Origin of the sequence: Aquimarina aquimarini, assembly GCF_900299535.1 — a bacterium.
In the GTDB taxonomy this organism is placed as follows: domain Bacteria; phylum Bacteroidota; class Bacteroidia; order Flavobacteriales; family Flavobacteriaceae; genus Aquimarina; species Aquimarina aquimarini.
Map to the genome: position 1 here is coordinate 37,786 of NZ_OMKE01000049.1, position 12,358 is coordinate 50,143.

A 12,358-nucleotide genomic window follows, 5' to 3' on the forward strand; every position below is an offset into this window, starting at 1 on the left:
TTTAGGCAATAATCCAAGAATCTCAAAGTTTTAGAAGCCCCCTAAAGCCACTAATATACTATGAAGAAAATTTTACTATTATTACTTTTTTGTACTTTTTCTTTACAAGCACAAATCATTAAAAATTATAAAGAAACCCCTTTACAACAAGTCCTTAATGAGTTGTCAGAATCATACGATCTTATTTTTTCGTTTAGCAATGAGACAGTAAAAAATAAAATCATCACTCTAGTAATAAAAGACACTCCTTTGGATGAGATTTTGATTACTTTAAAAACATTGACTCATCTTAATTTTAAAAAAATATCCGATAGGCAGGTAATTGTAAGTCCAGAAAACAATCAAATTGAAGTTTGCGGGTACTTATTCGATGCATCCACCAATTCTCCTCTACCCTATGCTACAATAACTATTGAAAGTACCAAAACAGGAACTATTACTAATGATGATGGTTTTTTTCAATTAGGAATGATTGGCAAGAATGAATCTATCTCTATACAATACGTAGGATATAAAACCAAGATACTAGACGCTGCTTCTTTTACCACATCAACCTGCCCTAGAATTCCCCTACTTACTGAGAGTACTTCTTTGGGAGAGGTACTTATTGTAGAGTATATTACTACAGGAATCGACAAAAATATCGATGGGTCTCTTACAATTTCTAATGATGAACTTGGTATATTACCTGGGCAAAGTGAACCTGATATCTTACAGAGTGTTCAACTTATTCCAGGAATAAATAGCCCCGATGAAACTGCTTCTGGTATACAAATTCGTGGAGGATCTCCTGATCAAAACCTAGTTCTTTGGGATAACATAAAAATGTATAATACTGGACATTTTTTTGGAATGTTTTCTGCTTTTAATCCCAATGTAATTAAAAGCGCTAAAATATTCAAAGGAGGTGCTGACCCAAAATATGGGGACCGAGTATCTGGTGTTATTGATATTTCTAGTGAAGAAGAAGTCCCTGAAAAATTTAATGGTGGTGCTGGAATTAATGGTACTCATGCAGATATGTTTATAAAAGTTCCTGTTGGAAAAGCCCTTGGACTCGTTCTTTCTGGAAGACGATCATATACTGATAGTTTTGAGACCCCTACTTACAAAGCTCTTTCAGAAAAAGTATTTCAAAACACAAAAATAGCAGAGAATCCAAATCAAATTCCTACAGAAGAAGATGAAGAGGAGGAAGATGAAGAAAGTATTGCAAAAAATAACTTCTTTTTTTACGATACCAGCGCCAAACTTATTATTGATGCCTCTGATAATGATAAAATACTAATTAGCGGTATCCTTACAGACAATAATCTTACATTCGAAGTTAATAATGAAGAAGATCTCATCACTGATGACTTAGAAATTAAGAATGAAGGAGGTAGTATTTCTTGGCAAGGAACCAAAATGAATAACTTGCATCATCACTTAAAAGCATATTATTCTAAGTTTGATTCTGACTATTTATTTACAGAAAGACAAGAATTAGAGATAGAAGAACGATCTGTTAGAAAAAATACAGTAAAAGACATTGGTGCTGATTTTAATATTACATACGATCTAGATTCTAAAAACTCATTTATGTTAGGGTATCAGTTCTCTAGTACAGATGTTGTTTATACCGTTACAAGAGAAGGTGAATTTGAAAACCCAATAGATGAATCTGACAATGTAAAAAACAAAGCAAATACACTTTATGCCAACTATAAGTTTTCTCCAAAAAACAAAAGCTTTATCAACTTAGGGATTAGATCATCCTCATATTCTGTGGTGGATAAGGTTTATATAGAACCTAGAGCAAATATAGAATATCCTATCACCCGCTTTCTTAGAATAAAAGCAACAGGCGAGCTTCGATATCAACCTATAAGTCAATTGGTAGAATTTGAAGATACTCAGCTTCGATTAGAGAATAATCTTTGGATACATGCCAATGAAAACATTCCTGTATTAGAGAGTACTCAATTCTCTGGAGGAATTTTATTTTCTAAAAAAGGTTGGAACTTTGAAATTGACGGATATTATAAAAACATTGATGGGTTGACATCTATTACTAGTGGATTTAACACCATCAATAGTGAATTATCTACAGGAGAAAGTGAAATTCTAGGCGTAGATGTTTTATTAAAAAAGAAATTGAAAAATTTTAGAACTTGGGTTGGATATACTTTTAATGATGTAAAGTATACGTTTCCCGAAATACAGAGAGGCTCATTCTCTGGAAATAATGATATCACTCATAATTTTAGGATTTCTAACACCTATACAATTAATAATTGGGAATTTTCTTTAGGATGGTTATGGCGATCTGGTGCTCCCTTTACAGATGCTAACCTTATCAATGAAGAAATCGTTTTTGAGAATGCCAATGCAAAACGCTTACCTGAATATCATAGAATGGACATATCTGCCATTTATAGATTTAATATTAGTACGTCTGGTAGCTGGAGAGGTCAGTTAGGCGCTTCTATACAAAACATATACAATCGTCAAGTACCTATTGCTGTAAGTTATCGATTAGATGACAATATAACAACGGGAGATTTAGAACTAGAAAAGTTGCAACAAAAATCATTGGGTATTACCCCTAATGCTGTTTTTAGAATTTATTTTTAAGTTCAAAATATTTTAATCATTCTTTATAATATGCATTATCTCATCACGATGTAATAACCGCATCAGTGTTAGTTCTTTTTCTGATGTCATAATGCCTACTAAATAATAAAATCCAACACTCATCTTATACGCATTATCATTACCTCTTATTTTCCTTAAAAAAGATACTTCATTAATACTTTTGGCAACTTTTATAGACAATAACACCTCTTTAATCTTTTCGTGTAAAGAAACGTCTTTAATTGCCTTTAAATCCAATTTGAACTGTATAGAAGCTTTCAATACCATTTTATACTACTTTAGGAATTAAACAACTCATCCTCATCAATAGTTAATGTTGCGTCTGCTTTTTGCATTAAAAGCAACAACCCTAAATCTTCCTTTTGATCCAAAGACATTGCATTTAATTGTTCATTTTGCTTTTGTTCAATATACCAACCAATAGCATTCTCCATCGTTTTTTTTACGCTAATCCCTTCTATTGCTGCTATCAACTTGAGTTTTGGAACTAGATTCTTATCAATATCAATTATTTTCCTCATTGTATATATTATATATATTTAATGTTAAATATATATAATTATTTTTAACAATATACCACACTATACAATTACTTCTAAAATTCAAAAAACCTCTTACAATCGACAAAATAAAATAGAACACGTGCGTATGACTAGAAAGAATTATATTTGAATCTTATTATTTAATCATTATTCAATGAACTATATTGATATTATTCTAGGTATTTTCTTACTATGGGGACTCATAAAAGGATTTAGCAAAGGATTCTTTTCTTCTTTAGCCTCTTTGGTTGCACTAGTAGTAGGTATATATATTGCAGTTCATTTTTCACATATCTCAGGGGAATATCTTGAGCAATATGTAGATTGGCAACAAGGCACTACTAAATTGGTAGCTTTTGCTCTCACATTTATTATAGTTGTTATACTAGTATCTTTAGCAGGAAAAATACTTACCAAAGTTGCAGATTATGCTGCACTAGGCATTTTAAACAAGATACTTGGTGGTGCTTTTGGGGTATTAAAAATGGCATTTATAGCCAGCGTTATCATCATCTTTATAGATGCCTTAAACCGAAATATAACAATAATCAAAGAAGATACTCTTAACTCTTCTTTATTATATCCTCCTATCAGAAAACTAGCTCCATCTGTATTGCCCAGCATACTAAAAAAGGAAGGCACTAATGCTTCTGAAAACGAAGCATAATTTTTTAAATTATCTAAGAAATTTTATTTCACGCTGTAACCAATTATACAAGTACTTAGATTGTATCACTAGTGTCTGTATCTTTCACAAGGTTTCTTAAATAATTAATACAAGGGTCAAAATCTTCAAATACACTTTCTTCTGGTATAAGATCAGGAATAATACCCGTATTCTTAGCTAGATATAAAGGTTGTTTTTGAATTCCTACTATATAAGGTTTTACTCCCTTTTTTTCTAGGTTCAAGATAATATCTTCTAATGTATACACTCCTGACTGATCCATATAGGGTACTCTATCCATTCTCAAAATCACATGAGATGCAGACTCTGGTATTTGTGTAGCAAGTCGCTGGAGTTCACTGGTGGCTCCAAAAAAAACAGGGCCATTAAGGTGCTTTACAAATATTTCTTTTTTAAGTTCTGTAGTTAAATTCTTTTCATCTTTCCATGGTTTTTCATCATTATCATATTCAGTCCCTTTCAAAGATTCTATCTTTGATTGGCTTGCTGTTACATCACCCATTTTTTTCATGAATATCACAGAAGCAATAATTAAACCAACACCTACTGCATATACCAGGTTCCAAAAAACAGATAATACCAGAACAATAACCATTATACCAACTTCTATTCTTGGCATATGAGGCACAGCTTTAAGTCCTCTGTAATCCATTACCCCAATACCTACTGTAATCAATATACCAGCTAGAACAGCAGCAGGTATTTTTGATGCCACTGGTCCCAGTGCTAATAGTATAATCAGTAATATTATTGCAGCAATCATTCCAGACAATCTGGTTTTTCCTCCTGCATTAATATTAACTACGGTTCTAATCGTGGCTCCAGCTCCTGGAATCCCACCAAATATTGCCGCAATACTATTCCCTATTCCTTGCCCCATTAATTCTTTATTAGGCTTGTGCTTTGTTTTGGTCATATTATCCGCAACCACAGAAGTCAGCAAAGAGTCAATCGCTCCTAAAAATGCAAGAGATAAAGCTGTAAAAATATAAGGGGTTATTGCTTCTATTTTGAATTCGGAGAAAATTGACAGATTAGGAACTGGAAAGCCTGTAGGAATCTCTTCTATTAGTTTATATTTCAGGTCAAAGCCATAGGCCACTCCAGAAACTATTATTAATGATACCAAAGTACTTGGTATCGCTGTAGTAATTTTTTTAAACCCATAAACCAATATTATGGTTACAACACATAATATTAGTTCTAGATAATTAACATTTGATAATGCTCTAGGTAGACTTTTGATTGCTCCAACAACTCCAGAAGCTTCATTACTTGCTAAAGTGATTGCTTCGAGGGAAATCTCATCCTCAGAAATTATCTCTGCTCTTTTTATTGTTTCTTTAAAGTTTTCTAGCACCAGTATCCCTTCACCTGCTTCCTCTTTTAGTATTTTATTCAAAATCACCTCTTCAGCCTGTGGTTTAAATTTTTCAACAAAATCGGTATCTTCTTTTGGGTAATACCCTAACGCAGGTAAAAATTGCGTTATTAAAATCATAACTCCAATAGCTGTCATAAAACCAGATACTACTGGATATGGGATATATCTAATATATTTTCCTATTCCTATTGCTCCAAGACCAATTTGCATTAACCCTGCCATCAAAAACACAATAAGGATAATTGGCAATGCTTTCTCAACGCTTCCATCATTTGCTCCTATTACACCAGCAACAAGTAACATACTTACAGCTGTCATTGGCGCAGTTGGACCAGAAATCTGCGTATCTGTTCCCCCAAACAATGCTGCAAAAAAACTAATAAAAATTGCTCCATACAATCCAGCACTGGGCCCTAAACCAGAAGAGACCCCAAATGCCAATGCTAAAGGAAGCGCTACTATTCCTGAAGTTAATCCTCCAAAAACATCTCCTTTGAAATTACTAAAAAAAGCTTTCATTTGTGTGTATTTTTATTAATTCGTTATAATAGAAACATTCAAAAAATCACTTTTGGTTGATACTAAACCTTTTTACAAAAATATTTTCTGAATACTATAGTTTTTCTTCTTACCCTATTCTTATTTAAAATGACCTTAATCTACATTAAATTACTTTTGGTTCAAGCAAAAAAAGAAAATTCAGAGATAGCATCACTATCTACGTATTTTATTTTGAAGCCTGGGGTAAAAGAAACAATTTTAGAAGGTAATTTCATTTAAGAAATGGTATTCTAGGAAACAAATATAAAAAAAGAGCTAACGCTATTACACATTAACTCTCTTTTTTAAAAAGTGTTTAACCTTAATTAAGATTCAAAAAAGGTTACTTTACCGTTGCTTATATCGTACATTCCTCCAACAATCATTATTTCATCATTACTTTCCATCTCACGAAGTACTTCACTATCTTTTCTAATATTATCAATTGTCATTTGAACATTTTTTACAGCTACTTCATTAACAAAGTCTATATTTTTTGACGTTCTTAAAGATGCATCAGCAGGTTGAGTAACAGCATTAACCGCAGGTTTAATTCTGCTAATAAGTGCTGTAAGGTTTCCTAATTTTGCATCATCACAAGCTCCTTTTACTGCACCACAACTTGTATGTCCTAAAACTAAAACCAATTTTGTTCCTGCAAGTTTACAAGCAAATTCCATACTACCAAGAATATCTTCGTTTACAAAATTACCTGCGACTCTTGCACTAAATATATCTCCTATTCCCTGATCAAAAATCAGTTCAGAAGATACTCTAGAGTCTATACAACTTAAAATTGTTGCAAAAGGAAATTGACCACTTTTAGTATCAGACATTTGCTCCAATAAATCTCTATCAGATCCCATTTTATTCTGAAACCTAATGTTTCCTTCTTTTAATAATTCTATAGCTTTTTTTGGCGTTATTAACGCTTGCGTCTCTTTAGTATAAGCTTTCATATGTGTTAAGTTTTATTGTAGTAATTTACGATGATTTTGATCTAAGACTAAAAAACTGAATGTAGCTATCTGGATTTTCTACAACTCCGCGTTCAGAAATCAATTTAATATCAATATGTCTGTTTTTTGCTTTTTCAGAGAAATCTTCCAGAATTTCTATAATATCATTATCCAGATATCTAGTTTTTCTTACATCCAAGGTAAGATACGTATCTTCTGGCAATCGATCAAGTTCTTTTAGAATTGCACCTTTATTAAAGAAAGTAACCTCTTCTGCAAGTGTCATTACAATTCTATGCTTCCCATTACTTTTATCTTCAATATGTAGAAAATGTGAATTTTGATAACTCTTGATTAAAATCACAACTATACCTACTAATAATCCAAGACCAATTCCAACTAATAAATCTGTAAAAACAATACCTACAACCGTAACTAAAAACGGCACAAATTGTTTCCAACCCATTTTATACATTTTCAAGAATAAAGAAGGTTTCGCCAATTTATATCCTACCACAAGTAATATAGAGGCCAAAACAGAAAGAGGGATCATATTTAATAACCTTGGTATTAGAATCACAGAAATTAACAATAAAAATCCATGAATAATTGCTGCCATTTTGGTTTTACCACCAGATTGAATATTTGCAGAACTACGTACAATTACCTGAGTAATTGGCAACCCTCCTATCATACCAGAAATAATATTTCCTGTTCCTTGAGCCAACAATTCTCTATTGGTTGGTGTCACGTTTTTCTCTGGATCTAACTTATCTGTAGCTTCTACACATAACAGTGTTTCTAAACTAGCTACCAATGCAATTGTAAAAGCAGTAACCCATACATTAGAATCTAAAATAGCAGAGAAATTTGGGAAACTAAATTGTCCTAAAAATGATGATAAATCTTCTGGGATTGGCACACTTACCAAATGATCTTTGGCTATAGCTAAAGTTTCGCTATCCTGAGTTATCACATAAAATATGATTCCAACAGCTACCGCTACCAAAGGACCTTGTATCAATTGGAAAATCTTTCCTTTCTTTCCTAATACCTTATCCCACAATAACAATATTGCCAAGCCTAAAATTGCAATTAACGTTGCTCCTAGGCTGATAAAATTAATTGAATTAATTATTTCTGAAAAAGTATTTTCTCCATCTATTTGAAAAAATGCAAAATCTCCTTCTGGGTCTGCATCATATCCAAAAAAGTGTGGAATTTGTTTTAGAATAATAATGATTCCTATTCCAGTAAGCATTCCTTTGATTACTGAGGAAGGAAAATAATATCCTATGATACCTGCTCTTAATACACCAAACAATAACTGTATTGCTCCTCCTAATACCACTGCTACCAAAAAGTTTTCATACCCTCCTAAAGCACCGATAGATGTAAGAACTATTGCTGCTAAACCAGCAGCAGGACCACTTACTCCAATTTTGGAACCACTCAAAGCACCAACAACAATACCTCCTATAATTCCCGCAATTACACCAGAAAAAAGAGGTGCTCCACTAGCAAGAGCAATACCTAAACATAAAGGTAATGCTACAAAAAAGACAACTATACTTGCGGGTATATCACTTTTTAAATGTTTAAAAATGTTCATATCTATAAAAATTTGTTGTTCTCTTTAAAAATTAAAGAACAATTGAATAAAATTAATTTGAAATCATTCAAAAAGAAACATACCTCTACACAAGATACAATCTCTATTTTGAAATTAAGTTGTTTAAAAATATATTATGAATACTTTGGAGGAGGCGTCTTATGCTCCAAATACACAGATGTATTTGGGATATAAAACTCGGGATATTGCTCTATAAAAAAAGATGAAAGGGCTGTTGCCTTTTCTTCATAGAACTGCGAAATTTTATTTTTTTCTTTAAAATCATCCTTTTCAGAAGTCTCTTTTTCTTCAGAGCCTTCTGTTTCCTCAAGGACTATTGAAGCTTTATCAGTGCAACTATAAAAATCAACCAAACTGATGCTATAATTGGCTACACTAAGGAGAAAGCCAAAAACAATCAAAAATTTAGCTATTTGAAGTTTATTCATTTCTGATAAATAATTTTGAAACGCTAAAATAATAGTATTACTTTCAAAATCGTGTTAATGTATTGTAAATTTTCACATTAATTACAATTCTTGAAGTTCTGTTTTTGGAATCCACCCTATTTTTCCATCAGCAAGTTTAATTTTTTTCCAATCATTTACAGTCTCCAACACCTGAACTTTGGTTCCTTCATGAAGCTCAAACACAGTATTACTTCTCAGGTTTGGTTCGCTTTTTATTGTAATTTCCTGCGCGTAAATAATAGCAAATTGATTGTTTATAAAAAAGTCGTATTGTTTAAATGCAAAGAAAACTGATGCTATTGCTATAACTAAAATCCCCCAAGCACTTGTAAAAAACAATCTCTTTTTTGAAGACGTTCTAGCTGTATAATACAGTATCAACAATACTACAAACAATATAATAGAAATAACCGAAAGCCAAGCCCACCCATCAATATTAAATATCCCTGCAAGCTTTTTTATCATCCTAGACACAAAACCTTGAGGTAGTACTTCTATTTTATCAATAGTCGCTTTTTGAGCATATGCCAAATTATTTTCTATATCCTCATCATTTGGAGCCAGAATCAACGCTTTCTCATAATAAAAGATACTTGACCCAATGTTATTTAACTTATAATGTGCGTTTGCTAAATTATAATATAAAGAAGTTGATTCTTGACCCCCGTCTAAAATAGACTGATAGGCATCAACAGCCTCCTGATATTTCTCTTGATTATAATATGAATTTGCTCTTTTGAATGATTCTTCATTCTGAGAAAAACCTACTATTACACTTAAAAAAATAAGTATTTCAACTATTCTCTTCATATCCTTTATAGTTGTTTATCTATTGTTGCGATTACTCTTGAAGCTTTGTCATAATCCTGTTGCATAGCAGAAGTAGAAGAAGGTGTGTATCTAGCAAACTCACAACTTTCTAACAAAGCTATAAATTCTATCGTAACGGTTTCTTCAACTTCTCGTTCTTTTAATAATCGTTGAATACGATCTTTGCTCATATCACTGGTTTGTATATGTAGTTTTGCTTTTAAGTAGTTATGTAAAGCTCGCTCCATAGCAATATAAAACTCTTTTTGACTACCCAAATTTTTCTTAGCTTCAGACAAATATTTTCTAGCTAACTTATCTGCTTTACGAACCCTATTACCACTTATATCGTCTAATCTTTGTTGTCTCTTTTTTCCAAAGAAAAGAAACAGGGGAACTGCCAATAATGGAGTAACTAGTGATATCCAATATAGTGTTGACTTAAAAAAATATTTGTTTTGTATTGGTTGAAGGTCAGCGCTTGATTTTAAGAATCTAAACTGGTTTCCTATTTGAGTTACTCGTTTTTTATTTACTCTTTCTTGTGATACTTCATTTGATGTATCATTATATGATACGGCAGGGCCTTTTTCTACATTTATCACAATCTCATCAGACTCAATCGTTTTATACGCTTCAGTTTTTAAATCAAAATAAGAAAAAGAAACTGGTGGAATACTATAATCACCTTTGTGCTGTGGTACCAATGTATAGGTATCAGATATAGTACCTCTCATTCCTGTGAGGTTGGTTCGCACCCTCTCGTTATGCTGAGGTTCATACTCTTCCATACCATCAGGAATATTTAATTTTGGTAAATCAAAAAGCTTTAAATTCCCTCCACCAGAGACTAAAACATTGGCATCTAATGATTCTGTAGCATCAAGACTTGTTTTATTGGTTGATACTTTAAAATTAAAATCTCCAACAGCTCCAGAAAAATTATCTGGCCTTCCTTCTATTGGTAAAGGTTTTACATTGATTACCCTCTTACTAGATACTACCATTTTATCTACTTGATTAAATATCCTTCTGCCTGAAAAACGATCTCTTCTGTTTGTAGGCACCCCTACTTTAAAACTTAATGCAAGGGGTTCAATCTCTAATTTTCCAGTTTTTTGTGGGTACAGTACTGTTTTGCGAAATACAACATAAGTATATGGTTCTCCTTTATAAGTGCCTGGTTCTCCCATCAACCGTTTCACTTCAATATCTTGACTCCAAAAATCACTATATTTCGGACTATCTGCGATATTCAAATCACTTATACTTAGTCTACGACTTACATAAAGTTTATAAACTACTGTAATTGCTTCATTAAGGTACGGGTTAGATTTAGAAACCTCTGTGACCAGATGTATATTATCATCTATAGCAAAATCGCCATTCGCATCATTTGATTTAGCAACAGCCTTTGTAACCGTAATTTTTATCAGAGATGTTTTATATATTTTTCCATCAATCTTTATGGCCGCCTGTTTTATTGTAAAATTTCCTTTGCGTGTAGGTTGTAAAAAATAACTAAACGTCTTGGAATATGTTTTTTTTCCATTATCCCATATACTACGAATAGATTGCTCTGGGCCAGAAACTTTAAACCCCGAAAAAGATGGTGGAGTAAAATCATCTCCATCCTTATTCATTTCAAAATCTACTCGTAATACTTCATTAATACCAAGTTTTTTCTTAGTCACTTTAGCCTCAAACTTTACCTGAGCAAATGTCAGTTGTAGAGTGCTTATAAACAGTGTTAGAAAAATTAATTTTAGCTTCATTTTTTAATCTATTTAGATCAGTCAATATTTTTCAATTTCAACGGATTTTTTATATCCTTACCAATCTTTATCTGTTTTTACTTTTGATCTATGCGCTTTTATCAAATTAATTTTATCCTGAACTTTCTTTTCATGATTATTCATTGCTTCTAATAAGCGCTTAATTTGTTCAGGTGATAATTTTCCTTGCGCTTGTTGTTGGTTAGGCCCTCCTTTTTTATCATCCTGATCTTTAGGCTTTCCTCTTTCGTCTTCTTTATCTCCTTCTTTGTCCTTATCTTCCTTTTTATCTTTCTGGTCTCCTTCTTTATCCTTTTCCTTATCTCCTTTATCTTTTTCCTCTTCCTTGTCTCCTTTATCGCCTTCTTTATCCTTTTCCTTGTCTCCTTTATCTTTTTCCTCTTCCTTCTTATCTTGATCCTTCTTATCTTGGTCTTTTTTATCCTCCTTATCTTGTCCCTTTTTATCTTTATTCTCTTGTTGCTTTTTCTCTAGCATTTTTTTGGCCAATGCAAGATTATAACGGGTTTCATCATCTTTTGGATTATTTCTAAGTGCATTTTTATACGCTTCTACAGCTTCTTTATATTTTTTTTGTTCCATATATGTGTTTCCCTGATTATGAAACACCTTATGTCTTTCTGTTTTTGTGGTGGCTACCTTAGCTGCTTCTGCGTATCGATATGTTGCTTCATCATATTTCTCAGAATTATAATATGCATTACCTAGATTATATTTTGCAACAGGAGTCACTGGGTTTTTAGCAATCGCTCTTCTATATTCTCCTTCTGCTCTAGGAAAATTACCTTCTTTAACCAGAACATCATTTGCTGTTGCTACAAATACATTTGCTTCCTTAATAGTTTTATCTGCGCTTTCTTCTTGAGAAAAAACAATCCCAAGTTGAAAACATAACAAAATACTTAAAATCTTTCTCATAC

At 32.3% G+C, this 12,358-nt stretch carries 11 protein-coding genes; 2 read left to right on the forward strand and 9 right to left on the reverse strand.

Annotated elements, in window-relative coordinates; translation table 11 throughout:
- Nucleotides 1-60: 60 nt before the first annotated feature.
- Entirely contained in the window at nucleotides 61-2,616 is a 2,556-nt protein-coding gene (locus DG508_RS17825) for a carboxypeptidase-like regulatory domain-containing protein (RefSeq protein ID WP_108869442.1), read from the forward strand.
- A 12-nt stretch (nucleotides 2,617-2,628) separates the two neighbouring features.
- On the opposite strand, the gene DG508_RS17830 is transcribed toward DG508_RS17825, so the two are convergent.
- Complete coding sequence (locus tag DG508_RS17830) at nucleotides 2,629-2,904, reverse strand: hypothetical protein (protein ID WP_108869443.1); 276 nt, start codon at nucleotides 2,902-2,904, stop codon at nucleotides 2,629-2,631.
- A gap of 11 nt (nucleotides 2,905-2,915) precedes the next feature.
- Nucleotides 2,916-3,158: a hypothetical protein gene (locus DG508_RS17835; RefSeq protein ID WP_108869444.1), complete on the reverse strand. Its 243-nt coding sequence runs from the start codon at nucleotides 3,156-3,158 to the stop codon at nucleotides 2,916-2,918.
- A 175-nt stretch (nucleotides 3,159-3,333) separates the two neighbouring features.
- Here DG508_RS17835 and DG508_RS17840 point away from each other — a divergent pair, with 175 nt between their 5' ends.
- On the forward strand, nucleotides 3,334-3,846 hold the full coding sequence (locus DG508_RS17840; protein ID WP_108869445.1) for a CvpA family protein: 513 nt from the start codon (nucleotides 3,334-3,336) through the stop codon (nucleotides 3,844-3,846).
- A 55-nt stretch (nucleotides 3,847-3,901) separates the two neighbouring features.
- On the opposite strand, the gene DG508_RS17845 is transcribed toward DG508_RS17840, so the two are convergent.
- The 7 genes from DG508_RS17845 to DG508_RS17875 form a co-directional block, all read right to left on the reverse strand.
- Complete coding sequence (locus DG508_RS17845) at nucleotides 3,902-5,770, reverse strand: SulP family inorganic anion transporter (protein WP_108869446.1); 1,869 nt, start codon at nucleotides 5,768-5,770, stop codon at nucleotides 3,902-3,904.
- Between the two features lie 347 nt (nucleotides 5,771-6,117).
- The gene (locus DG508_RS17850) at nucleotides 6,118-6,750 is read right to left on the reverse strand and encodes a carbonic anhydrase family protein (protein ID WP_108869447.1); all 633 of its coding nucleotides are present in this window, start codon (nucleotides 6,748-6,750) and stop codon (nucleotides 6,118-6,120) included.
- 25 nt (nucleotides 6,751-6,775) lie between these two features.
- Nucleotides 6,776-8,356: a SulP family inorganic anion transporter gene (locus DG508_RS17855; protein ID WP_108869541.1), complete on the reverse strand. Its 1,581-nt coding sequence runs from the start codon at nucleotides 8,354-8,356 to the stop codon at nucleotides 6,776-6,778.
- A gap of 140 nt (nucleotides 8,357-8,496) precedes the next feature.
- Nucleotides 8,497-8,811 carry a hypothetical protein gene (locus tag DG508_RS17860; RefSeq protein WP_108869448.1) on the reverse strand — a complete coding sequence of 105 codons (315 nt, stop codon included), beginning with the start codon at nucleotides 8,809-8,811 and terminating at the stop codon, nucleotides 8,497-8,499.
- A gap of 81 nt (nucleotides 8,812-8,892) precedes the next feature.
- On the reverse strand, nucleotides 8,893-9,642 hold the full coding sequence (locus DG508_RS17865; RefSeq protein WP_108869449.1) for a tetratricopeptide repeat protein: 750 nt from the start codon (nucleotides 9,640-9,642) through the stop codon (nucleotides 8,893-8,895).
- A 5-nt stretch (nucleotides 9,643-9,647) separates the two neighbouring features.
- Complete coding sequence (locus DG508_RS17870; RefSeq protein WP_108869450.1) at nucleotides 9,648-11,417, reverse strand: BatD family protein; 1,770 nt, start codon at nucleotides 11,415-11,417, stop codon at nucleotides 9,648-9,650.
- Nucleotides 11,418-11,474: 57 nt separating this feature from the next.
- A complete protein-coding gene (locus DG508_RS17875) occupies nucleotides 11,475-12,356 on the reverse strand; it encodes a tetratricopeptide repeat protein (protein ID WP_108869451.1) in 882 nt (293 codons plus the stop codon).
- Nucleotides 12,357-12,358 lie beyond the last annotated feature (2 nt).